The organism is Sphingopyxis macrogoltabida (assembly GCF_001314325.1).
GTDB lineage: Bacteria > Pseudomonadota > Alphaproteobacteria > Sphingomonadales > Sphingomonadaceae > Sphingopyxis > Sphingopyxis macrogoltabida.
Map to the genome: position 1 here is coordinate 5,015,716 of NZ_CP009429.1, position 24,093 is coordinate 5,039,808.

General features: G+C 67.3%; 22 protein-coding genes and 1 tRNA gene. 10 read left to right on the plus strand and 13 right to left on the minus strand.

All coding sequences use genetic code 11. From position 1 onward, the window contains the following. The first annotated feature begins 45 nt into the window (after nt 1-45). Nucleotides 46-1,257, plus strand: coding sequence for a toxic anion resistance protein (locus LH19_RS24235; protein WP_054732370.1), 1,212 nt, complete (start codon nt 46-48; stop codon nt 1,255-1,257). Nucleotides 1,258-1,271: 14 nt separating this feature from the next. Beyond that, on the plus strand, nt 1,272-2,003 hold the full coding sequence (locus tag LH19_RS24240; RefSeq protein WP_234716023.1) for a hypothetical protein: 732 nt from the start codon (nt 1,272-1,274) through the stop codon (nt 2,001-2,003). On the opposite strand, the gene LH19_RS24245 is transcribed toward LH19_RS24240, so the two are convergent. Together LH19_RS24245 and LH19_RS24250 are read right to left on the minus strand one after the other, a co-directional pair. Next, entirely contained in the window at nt 2,000-3,403 is a 1,404-nt protein-coding gene (locus LH19_RS24245; RefSeq protein WP_234716024.1) for an FAD/NAD(P)-binding protein, read from the minus strand. The genes LH19_RS24240 and LH19_RS24245 overlap by 4 nt on opposite strands. Then, nucleotides 3,400-4,293 (minus strand): TauD/TfdA dioxygenase family protein, encoded by an 894-nt coding sequence (locus LH19_RS24250; RefSeq protein WP_054732378.1) that lies wholly within the window; start codon nt 4,291-4,293, stop codon nt 3,400-3,402. Before LH19_RS24250 ends, LH19_RS24245 begins: the two co-directional genes overlap by 4 nt. Before the next feature lie 319 nt (nt 4,294-4,612). Between LH19_RS24250 and LH19_RS24255 the strand changes: the two genes are divergently transcribed. After that, nucleotides 4,613-5,719 carry a DNA alkylation repair protein gene (locus LH19_RS24255; protein WP_054732382.1) on the plus strand — a complete coding sequence of 369 codons (1,107 nt, stop codon included), beginning with the start codon at nt 4,613-4,615 and terminating at the stop codon, nt 5,717-5,719. Between the two features lie 24 nt (nt 5,720-5,743). Here LH19_RS24255 and LH19_RS24260 read toward each other — a convergent pair whose 3' ends face one another. The 6 genes from LH19_RS24260 to LH19_RS24285 all read right to left on the minus strand — a co-directional run bounded on the left by LH19_RS24260 (nt 5,744) and on the right by LH19_RS24285 (nt 11,628). Further along, nucleotides 5,744-6,028, minus strand: coding sequence for a DUF3325 domain-containing protein (locus LH19_RS24260; protein ID WP_054732384.1), 285 nt, complete (start codon nt 6,026-6,028; stop codon nt 5,744-5,746). After that, on the minus strand, nt 6,025-7,572 hold the full coding sequence (locus LH19_RS24265) for a PepSY-associated TM helix domain-containing protein (RefSeq protein WP_054732387.1): 1,548 nt from the start codon (nt 7,570-7,572) through the stop codon (nt 6,025-6,027). Before LH19_RS24265 ends, LH19_RS24260 begins: the two co-directional genes overlap by 4 nt. Then, nucleotides 7,569-7,877 (minus strand): hypothetical protein, encoded by a 309-nt coding sequence (locus tag LH19_RS24270; protein WP_054732392.1) that lies wholly within the window; start codon nt 7,875-7,877, stop codon nt 7,569-7,571. Before LH19_RS24270 ends, LH19_RS24265 begins: the two co-directional genes overlap by 4 nt. A 45-nt stretch (nt 7,878-7,922) precedes the next feature. After that, nucleotides 7,923-9,065 carry a mandelate racemase/muconate lactonizing enzyme family protein gene (locus LH19_RS24275; protein WP_054732394.1) on the minus strand — a complete coding sequence of 381 codons (1,143 nt, stop codon included), beginning with the start codon at nt 9,063-9,065 and terminating at the stop codon, nt 7,923-7,925. A gap of 1 nt (nt 9,066) precedes the next feature. Next, nucleotides 9,067-11,328, minus strand: coding sequence for a S9 family peptidase (locus LH19_RS24280; RefSeq protein ID WP_054732397.1), 2,262 nt, complete (start codon nt 11,326-11,328; stop codon nt 9,067-9,069). A gap of 226 nt (nt 11,329-11,554) precedes the next feature. After that, a tRNA-Gln gene (locus tag LH19_RS24285) sits at nt 11,555-11,628 on the minus strand. Between the two features lie 169 nt (nt 11,629-11,797). Here LH19_RS24285 and LH19_RS24290 point away from each other — a divergent pair. After that, nucleotides 11,798-13,090 carry an FAD-dependent oxidoreductase gene (locus tag LH19_RS24290; protein WP_054732406.1) on the plus strand — a complete coding sequence of 431 codons (1,293 nt, stop codon included), beginning with the start codon at nt 11,798-11,800 and terminating at the stop codon, nt 13,088-13,090. A 20-nt stretch (nt 13,091-13,110) separates the two neighbouring features. Next, a complete protein-coding gene (locus LH19_RS24295; RefSeq protein ID WP_054734267.1) occupies nt 13,111-13,515 on the plus strand; it encodes a DoxX family protein in 405 nt (134 codons plus the stop codon). A gap of 96 nt (nt 13,516-13,611) precedes the next feature. Here the strand turns inward: LH19_RS24295 and LH19_RS24300 are convergent, their stop codons facing one another. Then, nucleotides 13,612-14,883, minus strand: coding sequence for a dipeptidase (locus LH19_RS24300; protein WP_054732408.1), 1,272 nt, complete (start codon nt 14,881-14,883; stop codon nt 13,612-13,614). 116 nt (nt 14,884-14,999) lie between these two features. Between LH19_RS24300 and LH19_RS24305 the strand changes: the two genes are divergently transcribed. Continuing rightward, nucleotides 15,000-16,175 (plus strand): acyl-CoA dehydrogenase family protein, encoded by a 1,176-nt coding sequence (locus tag LH19_RS24305; protein WP_054734272.1) that lies wholly within the window; start codon nt 15,000-15,002, stop codon nt 16,173-16,175. Continuing rightward, nucleotides 16,172-17,377: a M20 metallopeptidase family protein gene (locus tag LH19_RS24310; protein WP_054732411.1), complete on the plus strand. Its 1,206-nt coding sequence runs from the start codon at nt 16,172-16,174 to the stop codon at nt 17,375-17,377. Before LH19_RS24305 ends, LH19_RS24310 begins: the two co-directional genes overlap by 4 nt. Nucleotide 17,378: 1 nt before the next feature. Here LH19_RS24310 and LH19_RS24315 read toward each other — a convergent pair whose 3' ends face one another. The 3 genes from LH19_RS24315 to LH19_RS24325 all read right to left on the minus strand — a co-directional run bounded on the left by LH19_RS24315 (nt 17,379) and on the right by LH19_RS24325 (nt 21,433). Continuing rightward, entirely contained in the window at nt 17,379-18,827 is a 1,449-nt protein-coding gene (locus LH19_RS24315; RefSeq protein WP_145923589.1) for a glycosyltransferase family protein, read from the minus strand. Beyond that, on the minus strand, nt 18,824-20,410 hold the full coding sequence (gene nadB / locus LH19_RS24320; RefSeq protein WP_054732417.1) for an L-aspartate oxidase: 1,587 nt from the start codon (nt 20,408-20,410) through the stop codon (nt 18,824-18,826). The genes LH19_RS24315 and nadB overlap by 4 nt, the downstream gene beginning before the upstream one ends. A 99-nt stretch (nt 20,411-20,509) precedes the next feature. Beyond that, entirely contained in the window at nt 20,510-21,433 is a 924-nt protein-coding gene (locus LH19_RS24325) for an ABC transporter ATP-binding protein (RefSeq protein ID WP_054734277.1), read from the minus strand. Between the two features lie 113 nt (nt 21,434-21,546). Between LH19_RS24325 and LH19_RS24330 the strand changes: the two genes are divergently transcribed. The 3 genes from LH19_RS24330 to LH19_RS24340 all read left to right on the plus strand — a co-directional run bounded on the left by LH19_RS24330 (nt 21,547) and on the right by LH19_RS24340 (nt 23,066). Then, nucleotides 21,547-22,104: a DUF4402 domain-containing protein gene (locus LH19_RS24330; protein WP_054732420.1), complete on the plus strand. Its 558-nt coding sequence runs from the start codon at nt 21,547-21,549 to the stop codon at nt 22,102-22,104. A 178-nt stretch (nt 22,105-22,282) separates the two neighbouring features. After that, nucleotides 22,283-22,744: a hemerythrin domain-containing protein gene (locus LH19_RS24335; RefSeq protein WP_082396128.1), complete on the plus strand. Its 462-nt coding sequence runs from the start codon at nt 22,283-22,285 to the stop codon at nt 22,742-22,744. A 52-nt stretch (nt 22,745-22,796) separates the two neighbouring features. Beyond that, a complete protein-coding gene (locus LH19_RS24340) occupies nt 22,797-23,066 on the plus strand; it encodes a DUF3297 family protein (RefSeq protein WP_054590480.1) in 270 nt (89 codons plus the stop codon). A gap of 16 nt (nt 23,067-23,082) precedes the next feature. Here LH19_RS24340 and LH19_RS24345 read toward each other — a convergent pair whose 3' ends face one another. After that, nucleotides 23,083-24,012, minus strand: coding sequence for a glutaminase (locus LH19_RS24345; protein WP_054732426.1), 930 nt, complete (start codon nt 24,010-24,012; stop codon nt 23,083-23,085). Nucleotides 24,013-24,093 lie beyond the last annotated feature (81 nt).

The window sequence follows — 24,093 nt, forward strand, 5'->3', positions numbered from 1 at the left end:
GGGATGCGGCGCCTTGGCAGACTTGGGTGCTTGGAAGGAAGACGAATGAGCGAAGCGACCGCAACGGCAACCGCGACCGACGAACTGAAGCTGACCCCGCCCGATCCCGTGCCCGTGGTCACGCCCGAAAAGGCCGCCGGTCTTGTCCCGCTGTCGACCGAGCAGAAATCGAAGCTCGAGGAACGCGTCGACGGCTTCATCGACGACCTTGTCGCGCAGGACGTCAATTCGCCCGCCTTCGGGCAAAAGGTCGACCAGATCACCAACATGGGCCGCAAGGAGATGCTGGAGGCGGCGAACCAGTCGAACCGCTTCCTCGACCGCCCGATCAAGGCGATGGACCGCGACACCGACATCGGCCAGAATCTGATCGAACTCCGCAATACCGTCGAGCGGCTCGATCCGTCGGCGAACGGCAAGTTCCTGACCAAGCGCGGCTTTTTCGACAAGCTCTTCGGCGGCAAGGTCGGCAATTATTTCGCGCAATATCGCAGCGCGCAGACGCATATCGGCGGCATCCTGACCGCGCTGGCCAACGGCAAGGACGAGCTGTTGATGGACAATGCCGCCATCGACGTCGAACGCCGCAAGCTGTGGGAAGCGATGGGCAAGCTCGAGCAGATGGTCCACATCGCCCAGACGCTCGACGAGAAACTGGAAGCGAAAGCGAACGAACTCGACGGCGTCGATCCTGCCAAGGCCAAGGTGATCCGCGAGAATGCGCTTTTCTATGCCCGCCAGCGGACGCAGGACCTGCTGACGCAAATGGCGGTGACGGTGCAGGGCTATCTCGCGCTCGATCTCGTCAAGAAGAACAATGTCGAACTGGTGAAGGGTGTCGACCGCGCCTCGACCACCACCGTCGGCGCGCTCAAGACCGCGATCACCGTCGCGCAAGCGATGACGAACCAGAAGCTGGTGCTCGAACAGATCACCGCGCTCAACACGACGACCGCGAACATCATCGACGGCACGTCGAAGATGCTGAAGGACAATACGGCGCGCATCCACGAACAGGCGGCATCGAGCACGATCCCGATGGAGACGCTGCAGCGCGCCTTCCAGAATATCTATGACACGATGGACGCGATCGACACCTTCAAGCTCAAGGCGCTCGACAGCATGAAGACGACGGTGACGACGCTGGAGGGCGAGGTCGCGAAGTCGAAGGGCTATATCGCGCGCGCCGAGGGCGCGAGCCAGGCACAGGCGAGCGTCGGCGGCGCCGACAGTCCGCTCGCCGCGCTCGAAGGCTAGGGCGGCAGATGAGCATGAGCGAAGTCGACAAGGTCCGGCTGTCGGCGGCATCGGCGATCGAACGGTCGCGCGAGCGGCGCCGCCCGATCGGCACCAAGAGCGTCGCGCTCCGCCGCCAGCACCTCTACAAGAAGCTCGGCCGGATGCTCGTCGCGGGCGGCATCGTGCTGATCGGCGCGGCGTTGTTCGGCGCGCTGATCCAGCCGCTCGGCTTCGTCGGCCTGCTCGCGCTGTTCGTGCTGCTGGTCGGGGTCGCGGTGATGTTCGGCAAATGGCCGCCCTTTCCCGAGCCGCGCCAGGCCGATTTGCCCAAGGCCGATCTGAAACAGCTCGCGGGGCGTACCGAAATCTGGCTCGAGGCGCAGCGCCCCGCGCTCCCGGCGCCGGCACGCCAGCTCGTCGACGGCATCGGGGTCCAGCTCGACCTGCTCGCGCCGCAGCTCCAGACGCTTGACGCGGCGAGCCCGGCGGCGGCGAATATTCGCAAGCTGGTGGGCGAGGATTTGCCCGAACTCGTTGCGGGTTATCAGCGCATCCCGGCGGGGCTCCGCGGCGAGGCGCATGCCGGGCGGACGCCCGACGAAACGCTGATCGGCGGGCTGAAGACGCTCGAAAGCGAGATCGGCCATGCCGCGCGGAGCCTTGCGGCGGGCGAGCTCGACAAGCTCGCGACGCGCGAGCGCTATCTCCAGCTCAAATATCAGGGGCTGGAAGGCGAAGACGCGCCGGGCGGCGGCGCCGTTTAGAGCCCTTCGCCCGCGACCCAGTGCGCGTTGACCAGCCGGCGCGCGAGCGCGCCGACCTGGATGCGGATATCGGGGACGGCGACAACCTCCCACAGATCGCCGCGCGTCATCGGCCCGATCGCAAGGATATGTTCGGAGGCGCGGCCCTTCGCGTCGACGACATGCCCGTCGCGATCGATGTCGAGCCCGAGCCGCAGCGCATCGGGACGGATGCGCCCGGCCGCGAGCATGCGGCGGACGAGCGGATCGGACGAGCGCAAGAGATCGCCCTGCGGCCCGGTGCAATTGATCATCCGCGCCGCGCGCAGCGTGGCGATTGTATCGGACCCGCGCGGCCGCCAGTCGACGGCCAGCGCATCGGGGTTGGCCCGTACCGCGGCGATCTTGCCGGCGCGGAAGACGAGCTGCCCCGACTGGACGAGCGCGTCGATGCGGTCGGCAACCGCGGGCGCGAGGCGGTGGCGGTGGACGTCCCAGAAGGGGCGGAGATGGCGGAGGAACCGCGCGCGCTTTTCGGCATCGGCCGAGGCCCACATCATCTGCGTGATCGGCCGGATCGAATCGACCGCGAGCCGCCAGTCGTGCCGGCGCGCTTCATCGCGCGCCCAGTGCACCAGTTCGGAGAGTTCGGGCGCCGGCTTTGCCAGCACCGGGCGCGGACGCGGCAGCCCGTCGAGGTGGCGATGGGGGCGAAGCCCGCGCCGTGACAGCGCGACGATCGGGCCGGAAAAGCCCTGTGCGGTGAGGCGAAGGATGACGTCGACCGCGGTCAGCCCGGTGCCGATGACCAGCACCGGATCGTCGTTTGCCAGCCCCTCGGTGAAATCGCCCGCCCAGGGATCGCCGATATAGCGGTGCGCGGGCAGCCCGGCGCCGGCGAGTCCGGGCGGGTCGTGCGGCGGCAGGTTGCCGATCGCGAGCACGGCGCGGTCGGCTTCGATCAGCCCGCCGTTGACCAGCCCCAGCGTGACCTGTCCGCTGCGCTCCTCGATATCGAGCACCTCGTCGTCGACGAGCTTCAACCGCCGGCCATAGCGCTCCATCGCCATGGCCAGCGCCTCGCGCAGATAGCGGCCATAGGTCGCGCGGGTGACGAAAGCGGTGTCGCAGCCGAGCCCGCGCGCGGCCAGCCAGTCGCAGAAATGGTCGGGGCGGTCGGCAAAGGCGCTCATATTGCCGGCGCGGACGTTGAGGAGGTGGGCGCTCTCGCTGCTGCTATAGGCGACCCCGGCGCCCATCCGGTGCCGGTCGCGTTCGATCAGCAGCACCTCGACATCGGCCTGTTCGAGCAGGTTCAGCGCGAGCATCGTCCCCGAAAAACCGGCGCCGACGATCGCGACGCGCGTCGCGGTGCGGAAACGCGGGCGCGGCGCGTGAAGTTCGGTGGTGATCAGATTCACCGGGTGACCACGTCGCCGGAAACGGTCACGCGCTCGAGCACGCGATGCTCGGGCCAATAGTCGCCGACCGCATAATGCTGGGTCGACCGGTTGTCCCAGATGCCGATCGCGTTCGGCGTCCAGCGGAAGCGGACCTGATATTCGGGCACCTTGATCCGGTCGAACAGCAGGCGGAGCAGGCTGTCGCTCTCTTCTTCGGGCAGGCCGACGATGCGGCTGGTGAAGGTGTAGTTGACGTAGAGGATCTTCTCGCCGGTTTCGGGATGCGTGCGGACCACCGGGTGCCGGACGGGCGGAAAGTCGCGGGCAAGCTGTTCGCGTTTTTCCTCCGACACCCGGCCGCCGAAGCTGCGGACGATGTCATGTTCGGCCTCCAGCCCCTCGATCCGGTCCTTCACCGGTTGCGGCAGTCCGGCGTATGCAGCGGCGGTGTCGGCCCACATCGTGTCGCCACCGAGCGGCGGCAGGATGCGCGCACGCAGGATCGACGCGATCGACGGCCGCTCGCGAAAGGTCACGTCGGTGTGCCATTTGTTATAGGCCTGAAAGGGCGCCAGCGTCGCGGCGGTGAGCTGGACGCCTTCGACACCCTCGATGCGCAGGATTTCGGGATAGCCCGCAACCGACGGGATCACAGGGTGCCCCTCCAGTTCGCCGAACAGCCGGCCGAGCCGGACATGGCTTTCGTGGCTGATGTCCTGATCGCGGAAAAAGACGACCTTGAACCGGAGCCAGGCGGCGCGCAGCAGGTCGGCCTCTTCGGACGACAGCGGCCGGTCGAGGTCGAGCCCCCCGATTTCGGCGCCGATCGTCGGGGTTGCGGGCAGGATGGCGATGCCAAGCGAGCGGGCGGCCTCGAACAGGTCGGGGGTGTCAAGCTGGGTGGCCATGAAGGCTCCTTTCGGTCGATAACGGGCGCGCTCGGTCGACTCGGATCACGTCCCGATCGGACCGGAACATAATTCAACTAAATTAATTGACAAGTCCATCGCGATGAGATGCGTCGAATGTGCGGCGGGTGACGCGCGATCCGGGCGACAGCATTGGGGCGGGAAGCTGTCGTTGCCTCCCCCGCTTTCGTCATCCCGGACTTGATCCGGGATGACGAATGGAAAAGGTCCGCCTTTTTTGGCTGCTTCCAGCCGCAACCCGATCCGCTTCCGCCGCAGCGGGACTGGCGGGAGGCGTCGTTCTCGGCCATGCAGGCTTATGGCCGACGATACCCCCGCCCCGCTGCTGAAGGACATCCTCGGCCCGCAGGCTTTGACGATCATCGCCGATGCGGGGGCGGACGTTTCGCCGCTTTTCGATCGCGCGGCCTTCCTTGCCGCCGCGTCGGACGGGCTGGGCACGCTGTCGATCATGGAGCGGGTGCGGCATATCGCCGATGCGCTCCATGCCGCGCTTCCCGGCGACTATGACGCGGCGCTGGATGTGCTGCGCGCGATGGCGCCGCGGCTGACGCACGGCTTCCAGGCGGTGGCGCTCGCCGAATATGTCGCGCGATACGGCCTCGATCATTTCGCCGCGTCGATGGATGCGCTTGCCGAGCTGACGCGCTTCGGCACCGCCGAGTTTGCGATCCGGCCCTTCCTGGCGCAGGACGCCGGCCGGACGCTCGCCGTCATGGCCGGGTGGGCGGCGAGCGACGACGAGCATGTCCGCCGCCTCGCCAGCGAAGGTTGCCGGCCGCGGCTGCCGTGGGCGGCACGCGTCCCGGCGCTCAAGGCCGATCCGACGCTGGCGGCGCCGATCCTCGAGATGCTGAAGGCCGACCCCAGCCTTTATGTCCGCAAGTCGGTCGCGAACCATCTCAACGATATTGCGAAGGACCGGCCCGACTGGCTGCTGGGCCGCCTCGCAGGCTGGCCCATCGACAATGGGCATACGGTCTGGATCGTCCGCCACGCGCTGCGCACGCTGATCAAGCAGGGCGATCCGCGGGCGCTGGCCTTGATCGGGGTGCGGCATGGCGCCGCCGTCGCGGTGCGCCGCTTTGCGGTCGAACCGCAGGCGGTGCGGCTTGGCGATACGCTGTCGATCGGCGCCGAACTGCGCTCGACCGCGCGCGAGGCGCAGCGGCTGGTGGTCGATTACCGCATCCATTATGCTCGCGCCGGCGGGAAGGCCGGCGCGAAGGTCTTCAAGCTCAGAACGTTCGACCTTGCCGCCGGTGCCGACGCGGCGCTGGCGATCCGGCAGGTCATTCGCGATTTCAGCACCCGCCGCCACTATCCGGGCCGGCACGACGTCGAACTGATCGTCAATGGCGAGACGATGGCCCGCGCGGCTTTCGATATCCTGCCGCCGGACTGAGCCCGCCGGTTCGGCCGGGGCGGGTCAGCGCCGTCCGCGCTGCCGGTTCGCGCGCGCGAGCAGCGCCATCGCGGCGAAGCCGCCGAGGCTGGCGAAGCCGAGCGCCTCGACCAGCCCGTAGCCCGAACCGAGGACGGCGCAGGCAAGGACGGCCGCGATCGCCAGCATTGCCCATCCGGCGCGTTTGAGCAGCCGGCTTTGCCCTGCCGGCAACGCGCGCCCGAACAGCGCCGATTGATGCCGCGCGATGCCGGCGCACAGGCAGGCGAGGCTGGCCGCGGTCAAGAGGAGGAGCGCGAGGTGGATCATGCCGGGGCAGCGTCCCGGCGGCGGCGGCGCGGGGTTTGGTCCGCGGCGCGCCGGACGATCCGGCGATGCGCGGTCCAGAAGCCTGCGGCGAGGACGAGCATCGCGAGGTCGAAGCCGGCGAATATCCATTCCCCCGCCGCGACGCTGGCGAACAGGCCGCGGTCGGTGGTCAGCGCGTTGACGACGGGGACGGCAGCGAACAGCGCTGTGGTCGCCGCCGTCGTTTCGGCCCAGGCGCGTTGCGGCGGGCGCACCGCGGCCCAGACGAAAACCGCGAGCCAGGCGAGGAAAAGGCTGTCGATCTCGCGGTCGGCGCGGCCGGCAAGCGCGACGGGAAGCAGGCGGTTGGCAAGGAAATAGACGGCGATGCCGAGCGGCAGTCCGACGATCGCGCCGATGTTGAGTTTCTCGACCAGCCGGAACCCGAAATGCGGCTTGTCGGGATCGGCCAGCCGGGCGCGCCGCTTGACCGTCCACAATATCAGCCCCGACGCGACCATCACGCAGCCGGCAAGGCCCGACAGCAGGTAAAGCCAGCGCAGCACCGGCTGTGCATAGCGGCCGGCATGGAGGCCGATCATCACCCCTTCGGTGGTCGTCGCGGCGCCCGACGGGTCATGCCGGCCGACCACCCGCCCGGTGACGCCGTCGAAAGTCAGCGAACGCGGCCGCGCCGACAGGCTGTTATCGACGCCGCTCGATACGATCACCTGCGCGCTGCGGTCGCCGGGGTTGAGGATGCGCACGCCGCCCGCCGCGGTGCCCCACTGCCGTTCGGCCGCCGCGACCATCGGTCCGACCGGCGCGAGGGGGGCGGGGCCGCTCTTTTCGGGCGGATCGGGATAGGGGAAGGCGGCGGCGTAGAATTTGTCGGTGTCGGCATAATTGGCCGCGATCCCCCACGGCATATAGTGCGTCGCCAGCGACACGAGGCCGGTATAGGTGATCATCAGGATGAAGGGCAGGAACAGCACGCTCGACGCATTATGGACGTCGAGCCAGCTCCGCTGCCCCTTGCCCAGCCGCAGCATGAAATAGTCGGCGATGATCTTCTTGTGCGTGACGATGCCCGAAAGGATCGCCACCAGCATCGCCATCGCGGCGATCCCGACCAGCCACCGTGCCCAAAACCAGTTGATGTAATGCAGGTCGTAATGGAAGCGGTACAGGAAATAGCCGCCGCGCGTATCGCGCGCCGTCACTTCGCGGCCCTGCCGGTCGAGCCGCGCCTCGGTCGGCGCGTCGGCGGGGGCGTCGGGGCCGTTCGCCCAATAGAGTTGCAGGCCCGGCGCGCGCTGGCCGGCGCGATAGATCGACCATTCGGTCGCACCCGGCGCCTTGCGCGCGAGCCAGTCCGCCGCCGCGGCATAGCTTTTGTCGCTGTCGACCGCGATGCTGCCGATCTCGGGCGTCATCCACTGGGTGGTCTCTTCCTGGAAATAGGCCGAGGTGCCGGTGACGAAAATGGCATAGAGCAGCCAGCCGAGGACCAGCCCCGTCCAGGTGTGGAGCCACGCCATCGATTGCCGCAATCCGCCCTTCACAGCCGCCCGCCCCACAGGATGAGCAGCCAGTCGGCGAGTGCGAGTGCGGTGCCCGCACCGACCATGACCAGCCACAGTTTCGCGGTCGAGCGCACCGCAAAGCACAGCATCGCGATCAGCGCGAACGCCGCGAAGGAGATAAGGGTCGCGCCGACCGACGCCTGCGCCGGGCCGCCGGGCAGGATCCGCGCGAGCCAAACCGTGAGCAGCGCGGTCAGCGCATAGTTCAGCGGCACCGCGGCCAATATCCGCAGCGTCACGTCGCGCCGATTTGTCGCCCGCAATTTTTCCGCCGCCTTCGCCATCGCGGCCCCTGTCGCAATCTTGCGACTAATTAGCAATAGCGTAAATCAGGGCGAGGGGGTGAAGGCCTGAATCTCGCCGTCTTTCAGGAAAGCGTCGTGGCATCGCCCGATCGCCGCCCAGTCGGGCTCGACGCCCAGCCCGGGCGTTTCGGCGGGCACGACGCCGCCGCGGCGGACGAGCCAGGGGTCTCCGAGGATCAGGTCGTCGGCGATCGAGTCGATCAGCGCCTGTCCCGGCCGGTCGAGCCCGGGCAGGCTGATCCCGAGATGGACCATCGCCGCCCAGCCGATGCCCGATTCGGCGTGCGAGCGCAGCCACAGGCGGCGGCCGAGCGCGCCGCACACCTCGGCAAGCCGCCGCACCGCCGAAATCCCGCCGCAGGCGTCGAGCGTCGGCACGATCCCGCGGATGCCGGGATAGGCGCGCATGAGGTCGATATCGGCGGCGTGCGTCGACACGTTGAGGCGATATTCGCGGCCGATCCGTTCCATGTCGGCGAGCGAAGCGACGGGTTCCTCCAGATTTTCGAGAAACGACGCTGTTGCAGCGGCGAATTTGCGGGCGTCATCGAAGCTGAGGCCCATATTGGCGTCGACCGCGATCCGTGCGCGTCCCGCAAGCGCGTCGTGGAGCGCACGGACCATCTCGATTTCGAGGTCGATCGGGTGGACGCCGATCTTGACCTCGAAAATCGGCGCGCCGCTTTCGTCGATGGCGCGGCGGGCGCGGTCGACCATCGCGGTGACCGCCCTGGCGGGATCGGGCTCGGCATAGGAATAGGCGACGAAAGGCGCCCGCGGCCGGCACGCACCGCCGAGCAGGCGATAGAGCGGCAGGCCGCTGTGCTTGGCGAGGAGATCCCAGAGCGCGATCTCGAGCCCGCCCCAGACCGCGAGCCGCATCTTCAGCGAGGGCGTGCCGAGGTCGAGGTGGCGCGGCAGGCAGTGGCGGCGCAGCAGTGCGTGGTCGAGCGCGTCGAGCCCGATCAGCGCCGGCGCGAACTCGCGGGCGATGATGTCGGCGGGAAAGGCATAGCTCGCCTCGCCATATCCGGTCTCGCCCGTCGTCGTTTCGACGGCGATGATCGTCCGCGTCGACGCGGCGATCGCGCCGCAGGTCATCACCGGGGTCGAGCGATAGGGGATGTTGACCGGGATCGCCCGGATGTCCCTGATCCGGCAGCTCATCCTAATTTTTGAGGTAGCGGTCGAAATGGCGGACGAGCTTGTCGATGAAATAGCTCTCCTGCTTCGCGCCATAGCCGTGGATTTCGTCGGGCAGCAGGACGAATTCATGATTGATGCGGGCGCGAATCAGCGCGTCGGTCATCTTGTTGGCATTTTGCCACGGGCACATGTCGCTCGACCCCGTGGCGATCATCAGATCGCCCTGCAGCCCGGGTGCGTCGGCGAACAGCGAGGCATCCTCATAGGCGGCGGCGTTGTCGGGACCGGGAGGCCCGCCGAAATAGGGTTCGTAGATGAAATAGTCATAGGGTTCGAACCCCGGCGCCGACGCGACGCCGGCGCGATAGACGTCGGGATGGTCGAGCATGCAGGCGACGGTGTGATAGCCTCCCCATGAATGACCCCAGATGCCGACGCGGCCGATGTCCATCCACGGACGGTCGGCGGCCAAGGCCTTTAGCGCCGCGGCATGATCGTTGCCGACGTGGCGCCGCCATTCGCGGTAAGAGGTTTGCTGGAAGGCCTTCGACCGTTCGGGGGTGCCGCGCGCGTCGAGCACGACGACGACATAGCCGAGCTGGGTCAGCGCCGGGTTGACCGCATAGATGGGCGAGCCGGCGGGGGCGTAGAAATAATGCGGCGTGTTGACGATCTGCGGCCCGCCATAAATCCATTCGATCACCGGATAGCGGACGTCCGGATCGAAGTTCGCGGGTTTGAAGACGACACCCCAGATATCGGTCTCGCCATCGGCCGCCTTGACCGAAAATTGCTCGGGCGGCGTCCAGCCGAGCTTTTCGAGACCCGAAATGTCGGCGGGATCGAAGCGGTGGAGCAGCGTGCCATCGCTGCGGCGGACCTCGCTCTGCGGTGCCATGTCGGGCAGCGAACGCGTCGCGACGAAGCTGCCGAAATCGGGCGCGAGCTGAATTTCGTGCACGCCGGCTTCGGGGGTCAACCGTTGGACCGCGCCGCCGTTCAGCGGCACGCGGCAGAAATGTACGTCATAAGGCCGCGCCGGATCGTGGTGCGCCGTGAAATAGACGTGCCCGCCCTGCGCATCGACGCCGAGGACATCGAGCACCGGCCAGTCGCCGTCGGTCAGCCGCCGCTGCAAGCCGCCGTCCATGTCGTAATGATAGAGATGGTTCCAGCCGTCGGCCTCCGATTCCCAGAGGAAGCCGCCGCGATCGGGGAGCAGGGTGCAACCCGGGCGTCCCCAGACGATCTGGTGCTGGATGCGAATATAGCTGTCGCCGCGCTCTTGGTGGATCAGCCGGGCGGCGCCGGTGACGCCGTCGGCTTCATAAAGCGCGGCTTCGTGCGCATCGCGCGAGAAAAGCATGAAATAGAGGCGGCGCGCATCGGGCGTCCAGCCGAGGAACAGCAGCATCTGGTCCTCGGTCGGCACGTCGATGCGGATCGCCTTGCGCTGGAGGACATCGACCAGATAGGGCTCGATGACCGGGATCGGGTCGCCGGTGCGCGCAACGCGCACCTCTTCGACTTCGTCATAGCGTTTCAGCAGGTGCGTGCGCGTTTGCACCGGAACTTGGCGCTGGTCGAATTTGGTGGCGAACAGCCGCAGGCTGTCGGGCGACCAGGGATTGACGGTGCGGTGGACCAGCGAGCCGCCCGCCGCATGGCCGATGCGCAGCGACTCGATATCCCAGCCATGATAGCGCTCGCCGTCGCCGGTCAGCATCTCGGTGCGGCCGTCGCCGGTGTAATGCAGCGCCAGATCATGATCCTTGAGGCCGATCAGCATCTTGCCGTCGGGCGAGGGCATTTCGGGCACCGCCAGCACCTCGGCATGATAGGAGGGGCGGAAAAATTCGCGCGGGCCGGCGAGTTGCTGCGGCGTGCGGCCGAACAATTGCTCCATCAAATTCGGTGCCGGCTCGGCAGCGATCGCATGATCTTCGCGGTTCAGCCGGTATGTCGTCCCCTCGAACTGGAAAAGGATCGCCTCGCCGGCGTCGGTGAAGCTCGTAAAGGGGAGGCCGGCATAGGGGAGCGGGCGGCCGAGCAGCGCCGACAGCGCGTCGCGGACGCGCGCGACGTCGAACATGTCGTCGACCTTGCCCGACCGGGGATCGAACCGCTTGATCGCCACATTATGCGGCGCATCCACCACATAGCAGAAGCGCCCGTCGGGCAGCCAGTTCACCGCGACGCGGCCGCCCTTGACGAGCGACCCCATGTCGAGAAACGCCTCGAACCGCTTCGTCTGTTCCGCGTCGTTCCGCGATATATCCGGCATCTTGCTTCCTCATTTGCCCGGCATTGCGCCTGCTGCTCCCGCGCCGAAGATCGCCGTCCGGCGCGTCTCCAGCACCGCGAACCATACATCACTGTATTGACCTGTCAACGGACTCGCGACGCCGGGCCGCAAGGCCGGGGATAGCGGACAGGCAAATCCTGCGGCCGCTCCGAAGCAAGGCAAGCGTTCGGCAGCATCGAAAACTGTGGCTGGCAGGAAGGGAAGATGGATGCCCCGTGAGGATTCGAACCTCAATAGACGGAATCAGAATCCGTAGTCTTACCATTAGACGACGGGGCAATGAGGCGGGCGCAATATGATTGCGTGGGCCGCCTGTCAAGGCCGCTGCGCCGGGGCGTGGCCTGTCGGCAAACAGTGCGCTTGCCCTGCCGTATTTCGCCGCTAGCATCGCGCTCGATAACAAGAGACGGGGCCGCGCCCGCGCGGACACCCTCGAAGGAGTGGGCTGATGCGTCATGTCGCGATCGTCGGGTCGGGTCCCGCGGGCTATTACACCGCCGAAACCTTGCAAAAGGCCGACGATATCGCGGTCGATGTGATCGACCGGCTGCCGGTGCCCTATGGCCTGATCCGCACCGGCGTCGCGCCCGATCACCAGTCGATCAAGGCGGTCTCGCGGCGTTACGAAGGCGTTGCGCTCACCGACAATGTCCGTTTCGTCGGCCATGTCGCGGTCGGCAGCGACGTGACGATCGACGAGCTGGTCGGCCTGTACGACGCCGTCGTGCTGGCGACGGGGGCGCCGAACGATCGCTCGCTCGACATCCCCGGCGCCGACCTGCCCGGCGTCATCGGCAGTGCGGCGTTTGTCGGCTGGTACAACGGCCATCCCGACTTCGCCGGCCTGAACCCGCCGCTCGGCGCCGCCGGGGTCGCGGTGATCGGCAACGGCAATGTCGCGCTCGACGTCGCGCGCATCCTCGCCAAGGTGCCGGCCGAATTCGCCGGCAGCGATATCGTCGCGCACGCACGCGCGGCGCTGTCGGAAAGCGCGGTGCGCCATATCCATATCCTCGGCCGCCGCGGGCCGCACCAGATCGCGATGACGCCGAAGGAGCTGGGCGAACTGGGCCACCTCGACCGCGCCAGCCCGCGCGTCGACCCCGCCGACCTGCCGCCCGAGGGCGACGACGCGCTGCTCGAGCCCGGGATGCGCAAGTCGGTTACCCATCTCCGCAGCTTTGCCGCCAATCCGGTCGCGAAGCCGGTGACGATCGATTTCGATTTCTTCGCCATGCCCGTCGCGATCGAGGGAGACGGCAAGGTGCAGCGCGTCATCGTCGAGCGTACGACGCTCGACGGCGAGCTGCGCAGCCACGGCACCGGCGAAACCTATGCGATCGATGCGGGGCTGGTGATCAGCTGCATCGGTTACCAGACGCCGCCGATCCCCGGCGTACCCTATGAGCATGGCCGCGGCCGCTTCGCCAACGACGACGGGCGCATCCTCCCCGGCCTTTATTGCGTCGGCTGGGCACGGCGCGGCCCGTCGGGGACGATCGGCACGAACAAGCCCGACGGGGCGCGGATCGGCGAAATGGTACTGGGTGATATCGGGCGCGGCGCGGCCAAGGCGGGGCGCCCGGGGCTCGATGCGCTGCTCGCCAGCCGCGGCGTGACGCCGGTGACCTTCCGCGACTGGCGGCGGATCGAGGAAGCCGAGATCAAGGCGGCGCTCGACGGCAATCCGCGCGAGAAATTCGTCACCATCGAAGCGATGCTCGAAGCCATCGGGCGGTGACGCCCGGCGAAGGGCGCGCTTTGAACGACCCGATCCGTACCGCGCTCCGCTGGCTGCTTGCGCTGGCCTATGGCGCGGCGGGCTATCTCCATCTCGCCCGTCCGGCGCCTTTCCTCGCGATCACCCCGCCGTGGGTGCCCGAGCCGGGGTTCGTCGTCGCGGCGACCGGCGCGGCCGAAATCGCCGGCGCCATCGGGTTGATGATCCCGCGGGTGCGCAAGGCCGCCGGGTGGGGCCTCGCGCTCTATGCGCTGTGCGTGTGGCCGGCGAATTTCCACCATGCCTTTGCGCAGATCGCGATCGGCGGCGAAACGCTCGGCTGGTGGTATCATGGCCCGCGGCTGGCCGCGCAGCCGCTGATCATCTGGTGGGCGCTGTGGGCCAGCGGCGCGGTGGACTGGCCGTTTGGCAAAGGAAATAAATAACGTCGCCCCCGCGCAGGCGGGGGCCGCCGGCGGTTTACACGGCGATGCAGGAATAGGCCTCCAGCGGCCCCCGCCTGCGCGGGGGCGACGGGCATGTCATTTCGCGACCGGCGTTTCGACCGGCGGCTGGCCCTTCTGGCTGGCCGCATAGGCTTCGACCGCCTTCAGCACGCGCAGCATGTTGCCGCTTGCGATCTTTTCGAGATCGGCCTGGCTGTAGCCGCGCCGCGCGAGTTCGGTGAGCAGCGCGGGGTAGCCCGTCACATCCTCCATGCCCGTCGGGGTGATTTCGATCCCGTCATAGTCGCTGCCGAGCCCGATATGGTCGACCCCGATCGTCTTGCGGATATGGTCGATATGGTCGGCGGCTTTCGCGATCGGCGTCGGGGGCACCGGATTGGCGTCGTCCCACGCCTTCAGCGCCGCTTCGGCGCTCGCGGGATTGCCGAGATATTGCGCGTCGATGCGCGCCTTTTCGGCGGTGCGGGCGAGATCGCGGGCGCGCACGGCCGGGTCGAGGAAGAGCGGATAGAAGACGACCATGATCACGCCGCCGTTCGCCTTGACCGCGGGCAGTACGCTGTCGGGTACGTTGCGCGGATGGTCGTTGACCGCACGCACGCCCGAATGGCTGAACATCACCGGCGCCTTTGCGGTTTCGAGCGCGTCCTTCATCGTCGCTTCGCTGACGTGGCTGAGGTCGACGATCATCCCGATGCGGTTCATCTCGCGCACCACCTGACGCCCGAAATCGGTGAGCCCGTCATGCTTCGGCGCGTCGGTCGCGCTGTCGCCCCACGGCGTCGTCTTGCCATGGGTCAGCGTCATGTAACGCGCGCCGAGGTCGTACATCTGGCGCAGCACGGCGAGTGAGGAGCCGATCGACTGGCCACCCTCCATGCCGAGCATGCCGCCGATCTTGCCCGCCTTCATCGCCTTTTCGAGCCCTGCCGCATCGGGCACGAGCACAAGGTCGTTCGGGTAGCGCGCGACCAGCCGCTTCATCACGTCGATCTGTTCGAGCGTCTGCTGCACCGCTTCGGCTTCGTCGTCGTTCGACGGGACATAGACCGACCAGAATTGCGCGCCGACGCGGCCCTTGCGCAGCCGCGCCAGGTCGGTGTGCATCGCGAGTTCGGGCGGCGTCGCATCGGGGCGTGCGGTGTCTGTCGTGTCCTGGAAATCGAAGTCGTTGATCACATTGCCGACGCGCAGGCGCAGCGCCCACGGCACGTCGTTGTGACCGTCGAAGACCGGCGCGCGCTTGAGCGCCGCCTCGGCGACCGCCTCGGGCGATTGTTGCGCGTTGGCAGGAGAGGACAGGAGGGCGAGAGCGGCGAGGCCGGCGAGCAGGGTGGGCTTGTTCATGGCGCGCAACCTTAGGGGTTCGCGCATGAAAATCGAGCCCGAGATTTGCTCGCGGCGAGCGATAGATGGACGGCGCCCCCTTGACCCCGCGCCGCTCTCCGCTCAGCCTGCGTGTCATGACGGCCTTCGACGACTGGCGCGCCCGCTCGCCCTATTATGACGAAACCCATGAGGCGCTGGCGCAGAGCGTCCGCCGCTTCGTCGCGCGCGAGATCGCACCGCACATCGACCGCTGGGAGGCCGAGGGCGAATTGCCGCGCGACCTGCACCGTAAGGCCGCCGAGGCGGGCATCCTCGGGCTGCGTTATCCCGAAGAATATGGCGGGCATTCGGAAGGCTTCGACAATTTCCACAGCCTTGTGGTTACCGAGGAACTCGCCGCGGTCGGCGCGGGCGGGCTCGGCGCGTCGCTGATGACGCACGGTATCGGGCTGCCGCCGATCCTCGCGCTGGGATCCGAAGAGCTGAAACAGCGCATCGCGCCGCCAGTGCTGGCGGGCGACAAGATCATCGCGCTCGGTATCACCGAAGCGGGCGGCGGCAGCGACGTTGCGAATCTCAAGACGACAGCAGTGCGGGATGGCGACGATTTTGTCGTCAACGGCGGCAAGATGTTCATCACCAGCGGCATGCGCGCCGACTGGTTGACCTGCGCGGTGCGCACCGGCGGGCCGGGCGCCGCGGGCATCTCGCTGCTGCTGATCGACATGGCGAGCCCCGGCATCGAGCGGACGCGGCTCGACAAGATGGGCTGGCGGTGCAGCGACACCGCCGCGATCCATTTCGACGACGTCCGCGTCCCCGCGACCAACCTGATCGGGCCGGAGAATGGCGGCTTTATCGGCATCATGCGCAACTTCAATTCGGAGCGGCTGGGCATGGCGATGGGGTGCTGCGCCTATGCCCGCGTCGCGCTGGCCGAGGCCGCGGCGTGGGCCGGGCAGCGCGAGACCTTCGGCAAGCCGCTGGTCGGCCACCAGTCGATCCGCATCAAGCTTGCCGACATGGAACGCCAGATCGAGGCGACGCAGGCGTGGGTCGACCTTTGCGCCTGGCAGGTCAAAGAGGGCAGGGATCGTCCCGCCGACTTCGCGATGCTGAAGGTGCAGGCGACGCGCATGCTCGAAGCCGTCGCGCGCGAAGCCGCACAGGTGCTGGGCGGTGCGTCGTACATCACCGGCAGCAAGGTCGAACGTATCTACCGCGAGGTCCGCGTCAACGCGATCGGCGGCGGCAGCGAGGAAATCATGCTCGACTTGGCGGGCCGGCAGTTGTTTGGAGGAAAGAGATGAACGAGCTTGTCCGAAGCTGGCCCGCCGAGGCCGAAACCCTGCTCGACGACCTCGTCGATCTCCGCCGCGCCATTCATCGCGAGCCCGAGCTGGGCTTGCAGAACCCGAAGACGCTGGCGAAGATCAAGGCGGCGCTTGCCGGCCTGCCGCTCGAATTTCGTGAGGGGCCGTCGACGACCGGGCTCGTCGCGATCCTGCGCGGCCCCGCGAACGGCCGCACCGTGCTGCTGCGCGGCGACATGGATGCGTTGCCGCTGCTCGAGGACACCGGGCTCGACTTTTCCTCCGAGATCAGCGGCGCGATGCATGCGTGCGGGCACGACACGCATGTCGCGATGCTCGTCGGGGCGGCGAAGCTGCTGTGCGCAGCACGCGACCGGCTGCCCGGCACGGTGATGTTCATGTTCCAGCCGGGCGAGGAAGGCCATCATGGCGCGCGCTTCATGCTGGAGGACGGCATCATCGATCCGCTGCCCGACGCGGCCTTTGCGCTCCACATCATGCCCAATGCGCCGCACGGCATCTTCGCCGGGCGTGCCGGGCCGCTGCTCGCCTCGTCCGATGTCCTGGCGATCACCGTCAAGGGCGCGGGCGGCCATGCTTCGATGCCGCACGATGCGGTCGATCCGATCCCGGTCGCTTGTTCCATTGTCACCGCGATCCAGACGATGGTGACGCGCCGCATTTCGGTCTTCGACCCGGCGGTGATCACCATCGCGAAAATCGCGGCGGGGACGACGAACAATATCATCCCCGAAAGTGCCGAGATGCTCGGCACGATCCGCACCCTGTCGCCCGAGCGCCGGGCGATGGTCGCGCGCGAGCTGAAGCGCCTCGCGCCCGCGATCGCCGAAGCGCATGGCTGCACCGCCGAAGTGCGGATCGACGAAGGCTTCCCCGTCACCGTCTGCGACGCCCGCGCGGTCGCCTTCGGCCAGTCGGTGGTCGAACAGACTTTCGGCGAGGAAGCCTGGCTCACCATGGACAATCCGGTGATGGGCGCCGAGGATTTTTCTTATGTCCTCGAAAAGGTTCCCGGCGCGATGTTCTGGCTCGGGGCGAGCGAGGCGGGGAGCGACTGGCGGCAATGCTGCGGGCTGCACAGCAACCATATGGTGCTCGACGAAAGCGTGATGGCGCGCGGCGCGGCGCTGCACGCGGCGCTGGCCGAGCGGTTTCTGAACGAAGGATTCGGCGCCTAGCTCAATTGCCGGTTGCGACGAGCCAGGCGTTGAGCGTCTGCAACGCTGGATCGGGCGTGCAGCCGCCGGCGCGCCGCAGTACGCACGAAGGCGCATCAGTCTCGCCCGGCGCCGCGCAGGCCTCGAGCCGATAGGCCGGCGGCAGTTCGCGGACATGGGCCGGGCCGGTGACCACGACATCGAAGGCACCGGGATGAGCCGCCGCCTCCGCCTGCGTTGCCACCCGGTACATCGGCGTGTCGCGGCGATAGAGGGCATAGCTGCCCGCGACCGTCGCGCGCGGGCGATAGAGGGCGAGCCCGCACGTCCGCTCGGGACGCCCGGCGCGCTCCAGCGCGTCGGCCAAGCCGGCCTCCATCGACCAGTTGGGGCGGAAATTCCCTATCGCCAGCGCCGCCGATCCGCCAGCCCACAGCGTCAGTGCTCCCGCGGTCGCCAGCGCCAGGCGACGGCGGGAGACGTGGCGCAGCAGGTCGGCGGTGCCGATCGCGGCAAGGATGACCAGCAACGCCGCGCTCGGCAGCACGAAGCGATATTCCTTGTGCCCGATCAGCGAGTGGACGAGCAGATGGACCACCGCCATCCAGAACAACACCGGATAGCGCCGCGCTCCGCGCGCCGCGAGCAGCAGCAGCGGCGCCAGCGCGACATGCCAATACAGGCCGAACAGCCCCAGATAACCGGTGATCGGCGAGGTGCCATAGGCCGCGGCGCGGTTTTCGACGATATTGATCCGTACCGCCTCGACCGCCCAGCGAAAGGGGGTGGCGCCCATGATCAGGTTCGCCGCTGCGTCGATCGCCAGCGCCACCAGCCCGCCGCCGACAAGCGGCAACCACGCTCGGCGCCAGTCGCGTTTGGCGGCAAAGATAGCGAGCACCAGCAGCGCGGGTGCATAATGGATGCGCGCGACGAAGCTCAGCCCCATCAACAGCCCGGCGAACGCAAAGCGGCGCGGCCCCGGCGGCGTCCGCCCCGCGACGAGCAGCCACACCGCTCCCATCATCGGTGCAAGCGCGATCGGCTCCGACAGCGCGCGCGGCGCGAAATAGACCAGCTCGAACCAGATGGCGGTGACCAGCCCGGCGACCAGCCCGTGCAGCCGCGACAGCCTGAGGCCGAGCGCCGTCGCCGCGCCGACCACGACCAGCGAAAGCGCCGCGAGCGTCAGACGTACGATGGTCAGGTGCAATGTCGTGTCCGGCGACAACGCGCGGCCCGCCATCGTCGGCAGTGACAGCAGTTCGGGGATCAGCCAGCTGCGGATGCCGTCGCGATAATCCCAAGTCTGGATCCACGGCCCGGCGGCGAGGTGCCAGGCGGGTTCCAGATACTGCCAGATCTCATCGAACCAATTGACCATGAAGGGCAGCGCCGCGACCGCGCGCAGCACCGCCGCCAACAGAAGCACGCCCCAGAAAATCTGCCGCTCGCCCATGCGGGCGATCAAGGAACGAGCACCGTATCGACCGCTTGCGGCAACAGGTCCGGATAATCGAGCGTATAGTGCAGCCCGCGGCTTTCCTTGCGGTGCAGCGCGCTGCGGACGATCAGTTCGGCGCACTGGAGCAGGTTGCGCAGCTCGATGAGGTCGGTGGTGACGCGGAAATGGCCGTAATAGTCGCCGACCTCGTCGGTCAGCATCTTGATCCGGTGCTGCGCGCGTTCGAGCCTTTTGGTGGTGCGGACGATGCCGACATAGTTCCACATGAAGCGGCGGATCTCGGTCCAGTTCTGCTTGATCACGACTTCTTCGTCCGAATCGGTGACGCGGCTTTCGTCCCACGGGCGGATCGCCGGCGGCGTGTCGAGTTCGTCCCAGCGCGCGACAATGTCCTTCGCCGCCGCTTCGCCGAAGACGAAGCATTCGAGCAGGCTGTTCGATGCGAGGCGGTTCGCGCCATGGAGCCCGCTTTCGGTGCATTCGCCCGCGGCATAGAGCCCGGGAAGATCGGTGCGCCCGTCGAGGTCGATCAAGATGCCGCCGCAGGTATAATGCTGCGCGGGCACCACCGGGATCGGCTGTTTCGTCATGTCGATGCCGAGCGTCAGCAGCTTTTCATAGATGTTCGGGAAATGGCCCGCGACGAAATCGGGGTCCTTGTCGCTGATGTCGAGATGGACATAGTCGAGCCCGAAGCGCTTGATCTGGTCGTCGTTGGCGCGCGCGACGACATCGCGCGGCGCCAGTTCGGCGCGCGCGTCATAGTCGGGCATATAGCGATGGCCGGTCACCGGATGCTTCAAGATGCCGCCTTCGCCGCGCACCGCCTCGGTAATCAGGAAATTCTTGACGTCGAGATTATAGAGGCAGGTCGGGTGGAACTGCATCATTTCCATGTTGCTGACCCGCGCGCCGGCGCGCCACGCCATCGCGATGCCGTCGCCGGTCGCTCCTCTTGGGGCAGTGGAGAATTGATAGACGCGCCCCGCGCCGCCGCTGGCGAGGATGGTCGCGCGGCCGACATGCGCACGCACCTTGCCGGTCTTTTCGTCGAGCGCATAGACGCCCCAGACGCGGCCCGAGCCCGAATAGCGTTCCTCGTGGCGGCCGGTGATCAGGTCGATGCACGCCTGCCCGGGGAGCAGCGTGATGTTCGGATGCGCCTCTGCGGTCTTCAAGAGCGCCGCCTGCACCGCCCAGCCGGTCGCGTCGTCGACATGGACGATGCGGCGGTGCGAATGGCCGCCTTCGCGCGTCAGGTGGAGCGCTTCGGCTTCCTTGTTGAACGGCACGCCCATCTCGATGAGCCGCTCGATCGCGTGCGGGGCATTCTCGACGACGAACTCGACCGTCTGCCGCCGGTTCAATCCGGCGCCGGCGACCATCGTGTCCTCGATATGATTTTCGAACGTGTCGCCCGCGTCGAGCACCGCGGCGATTCCGCCCTGCGCCCAGGCAGTCGATCCGCCGGTGAGTTCGCCCTTGGCGAGGACGAGGACGCGGCAATGATCGGCGAGCCCAATCGCGGCGGTCAGCCCGGCGGCGCCCGAGCCGACGATGATGACGTCGTGAGAGTTATTATCTGACATCAAAATTCCGTTCGCATCGAGCGAAGTCGAGATGCCCCTCGGCTCGGTTCTATCCTGATGGGTGTCTCGACTTCGCTCGACACGAACGGGAAGAGAAGATCACCCATTCGCTGCCCGCGTCAGGTTGAGGAACACATCTTCGAGGTCGGCTTCGCGCGTCGAGACGTCGACGATGCCGTGCCCCATCGCGTTGACCGCGGCGAGCACTTCGCCGGCGTTGGCGCGGTCCTTGTTGTAGCTGATCGCGAGCCCGCGCTCGCCCTCGCGCTCGACCTTGTCGAACGCGGGGTGGCTCGGCAGGTCGGTGACATCGGCATCGAGCGTCACGACGACGATCTTCTCGCGCGCCATGTCGACCAGCTCGCGCGTCGGCTTGTTCGCGATCAGCCGGCCGTGGTTGATGATGGCGATGCGGTCGCAGAGCTCTTCGGCTTCCTCCAGATAGTGCGTCGTCAGCACGACGGTGACGCCGCGGTCGTTGAGCGACTGGACATAGGACCAGAGCTGCTGGCGCAGTTCGATATCGACCCCCGCGGTGGGTTCGTCGAGCACGATGATCGGCGGCGAATGCACCATCGCCTTGGCGACGAGCAGGCGGCGCTTCATGCCGCCCGACAGCGTGCGCGCATAGGCATCGCGCTTGTCCGACAGGTGCACTGCGGCGAGCAGTTCGTCCGAAATACGCTTGTCCTTGGGCACGCCGTACAGCCCGGCCTGGTTCTCGAGCGTCTCGAACGGCGTGAAGAAGGGGTCGAAGACGATTTCCTGCGGAACGATGCCGATCGAATATTTGGCGTTGCGCGGATCGGCGTCGATGTCGAAGCCCCAGATGCTCGCGCTCCCGCTGGTCTTGTTGACGAGCCCGGCGAGGATGTTGATCAGCGTCGACTTGCCCGCGCCGTTCGGCCCGAGCAGCCCGAAGATTTGCCCGCGCGGGACGTCGAAGCTGACGTTGTCGAGCGCCCGCTTGCCGCCGGCATAGGTTTTGGAGACGGCGTCGATGCGGATCGCGGCTTCACTCATGCGCGTTTCCATAGCTGCGCTCTCGCGGCGGGGAAAGGCTTCATCGCGCTCCCGATTTTCTGGTCAGCGCCGCGTTAACGCTAAATTGGAAGGTCGCTGGTAGAAGCCGGGATGTGAGGACCAGACACACCATCCGCCCGCTGCCTGCGCAGCGCGGCCTAGCCGCCTTTGCGCTTTTGCTCGCGCCCGCCGCTTCGCCGGCGCTGGCGCAGAACAATGCGCAGACCGAGGCCGAAGCCATCGTGCTGCGGCCGCTTTCCTTCTTCAAGGTCAACGACCTCGACTTCGGCGATATCATCGCATCGGGGAGCGCCGGAACCGTGCGCCTCTATCCCGACGGATCGCGGACGAAGACCGGCGGCGTGACGCTGGCGGGCAACGGCGGCGAACCCGCGCGCTTCGCCGGGCTGGGCACGCCGCAGCGGCAGGTCAATATTTCGCTGGGATCGAACACGATCTGGATCACCGGCCCGGGCACGCGGATGCGGGTGCGCGATTTCGAGATCGGCAGCACGCCGACGGCGATCCTGTCGACCTCGCCGACGCGCTTCCGGATCGACAGTGTGCTCGGCAATTATAATTTCCCGGTCGGCGCAACGCTGGAGGTCGGCGCCAATCAGGCGCCCGGCGACTATAGCGGCAGTTTCACGATCACCCTGAATTATCTTTGACGTTCAACGTCTGCTTGTGGGGAGGACGGCACCGGGGACCACTTGCGCCTGAAAAGGCGCTCGCCGGTGCCGTCATTTGCAGCGGCGGAACGGGAAGCGGGCCGGGCCTTTACCTTCTTTTCACGGCGGGCCATTATCGCGGGGCTTGAGGGACCACTCGCATCGCTGGAACCTCTATATGCCCCTCGCCCGTGAAATGCAGCGACTGCGCGACGAGCATGCGGCGCTGGTCACGCTGGCGCGCATCCTGACCGGCATGATCCGTGCGCCGCAGCCGCCGCGGATGACCGAACTGGCCGCGGCGCGCGGCCTGCTCCGCGACACGCTGCTCCGCCATCTCAAATGCGAGGACTGGATCCTCTACCCGCGACTCAAGGCCAGCGGCGATCCCGAACTGGTCCGGATCACGCGCGAGTTCGAACTCGAAATGGGCGATCTTGCCGACGACTTTACCGCCTATGACAATGAATGGACGCCCCAGCGGGTCGCTGCGGGCTGGCCGGATTTTTGCCGCGAGACGGCGATCATGCTGGACATATTGGCGATGCGGATCGAGCGTGAGGAGCGCGACCTCTATCCGCTCGCCGAAAACCTCGGTCCGTCGCGCGCGGCGATGGGGATTGCGGCGGTCGGTGCTTGATTTGCGGGGCGGCCTCGCCTAGCCGCCCGGGCAAGCATTGGAGATTTTCAAGATGACCGACACCCCGCCCGATCGCCTGTCGACCAACCCGCGCTCGCCCCATTTCGACATGGAGGTGCTGCAGCGCGGTATCGGCATCCGCTTCAAGGGCAAGGAGCGCACCGACGTCGAGGAATATTCGATTTCCGAAGGCTGGATCCGCGTCGCGGCGGGCAAGTCGAAGGACCGCTTCGGGCAGGCGATGACGATCAAATTGTCGGGCGAGGTCGAGGCGTGGTTCGAGGATACGGCGGCCGAAGACGGCGAAGCCGCGGCCGACTGAGCGGCGCCTGCGGGCGTCAGTCGAACACCGACCAGCCCGCCGCATAGGCGAAATGTTCGAGCGCGAGCGCGCCGACGAGCGACGTTCCCGCCTCGTTGAGTCCCGGCGACCACACCGCGATCGATCCCTGTCCCGGCGCGATGCAGAGGATGCCGCCGCCGACCCCGCTCTTGCCCGGCAGGCCGACGCGAAAGGCAAATTCGCCGCTATTGTCGTAATGGCCGCACAGCATCATGATCGCGTTGATGCGGCGCGCGCGGTGCGGGTCGATCAGTTGCTCGCCGGTCAGCGGGTCGCGCCCTTCCATCGCGAGGAACAGTCCGGCCTTGGCGAGCTGGCGGCAACTCATCGCGATCGCGCACTGGCGGAAATAGACCCCGGTCACCGCCTCGACCGGATGGCGCAGATTGTCGAACGCCTGCATGAAATAGCCGAGGCTGCGGTTGCGGGCGCCGGTTTCGGATTCGGAAGCGGCCACGTCGCGGTCGATATCGACGCCGTCGTCGCCGGCGCGGGCGCGGATGAAATCGAGTATCTCGTCGATCACCGCGTCACCGGCCCGGCCGTCGATCAGCCGGTCGGTCGTCGCGATCGCGCCGGCGTTGATCAGCGGATTGCGCGGAATGCCCTGTTCGCTTTCGAGCTGGACGATCGAGTTGAATGCCGACCCCGACGGCTCACGCCCGACGCTGTCCCATAGCGAACTGCCGACGCGGCGGAGCGCGAGCGCCAGCGTGAAGACCTTCGACACCGACTGGATCGAAAAGGCGATGTCGGCGTCGCCGGCCGCATGCACCGTCCCGTCGGGAAGCGCGAGCGCGAAGCCGAAGCGGTTCGGATCGACCTTGGCCAGCGCCGGGATATAGTCGGCGACCCGGCCCTGGCCGCGGTGCGGCAGGGCGACCTGATAGGCTTCGGCGACGCAGCGGGCGAGATCGGGAGTCATGCGCTTTTCCTAGCAACTTCACACGCAATTGCATGTATTTTCATTTTTTCGGAAATATTATATATATACGAAACTAATTCA

Coding starts and splice junctions, on each gene's coding strand:
- LH19_RS24235 (WP_054732370.1), top strand. CDS start 46: ATGAGCGAAGCGACCGCAACGGCAACCGCGACCGACGAACTGAAGCTG.
- LH19_RS24240 (WP_234716023.1), top strand. CDS start 1,272: ATGAGCGAAGTCGACAAGGTCCGGCTGTCGGCGGCATCGGCGATCGAA.
- LH19_RS24250 (WP_054732378.1), bottom strand. CDS start 4,293: ATGGCCACCCAGCTTGACACCCCCGACCTGTTCGAGGCCGCCCGCTCG.
- LH19_RS24255 (WP_054732382.1), top strand. CDS start 4,613: ATGGCCGACGATACCCCCGCCCCGCTGCTGAAGGACATCCTCGGCCCG.
- LH19_RS24260 (WP_054732384.1), bottom strand. CDS start 6,028: ATGATCCACCTCGCGCTCCTCCTCTTGACCGCGGCCAGCCTCGCCTGC.
- LH19_RS24270 (WP_054732392.1), bottom strand. CDS start 7,877: ATGGCGAAGGCGGCGGAAAAATTGCGGGCGACAAATCGGCGCGACGTG.
- LH19_RS24275 (WP_054732394.1), bottom strand. CDS start 9,065: ATGAGCTGCCGGATCAGGGACATCCGGGCGATCCCGGTCAACATCCCC.
- LH19_RS24280 (WP_054732397.1), bottom strand. CDS start 11,328: ATGCCGGATATATCGCGGAACGACGCGGAACAGACGAAGCGGTTCGAG.
- LH19_RS24290 (WP_054732406.1), top strand. CDS start 11,798: ATGCGTCATGTCGCGATCGTCGGGTCGGGTCCCGCGGGCTATTACACC.
- LH19_RS24300 (WP_054732408.1), bottom strand. CDS start 14,883: ATGAACAAGCCCACCCTGCTCGCCGGCCTCGCCGCTCTCGCCCTCCTG.
- LH19_RS24305 (WP_054734272.1), top strand. CDS start 15,000: ATGACGGCCTTCGACGACTGGCGCGCCCGCTCGCCCTATTATGACGAA.
- LH19_RS24310 (WP_054732411.1), top strand. CDS start 16,172: ATGAACGAGCTTGTCCGAAGCTGGCCCGCCGAGGCCGAAACCCTGCTC.
- nadB (WP_054732417.1), bottom strand. CDS start 20,410: ATGTCAGATAATAACTCTCACGACGTCATCATCGTCGGCTCGGGCGCC.
- LH19_RS24325 (WP_054734277.1), bottom strand. CDS start 21,433: ATGAGTGAAGCCGCGATCCGCATCGACGCCGTCTCCAAAACCTATGCC.
- LH19_RS24335 (WP_082396128.1), top strand. CDS start 22,283: ATGCCCCTCGCCCGTGAAATGCAGCGACTGCGCGACGAGCATGCGGCG.
- LH19_RS24340 (WP_054590480.1), top strand. CDS start 22,797: ATGACCGACACCCCGCCCGATCGCCTGTCGACCAACCCGCGCTCGCCC.
- LH19_RS24345 (WP_054732426.1), bottom strand. CDS start 24,012: ATGACTCCCGATCTCGCCCGCTGCGTCGCCGAAGCCTATCAGGTCGCC.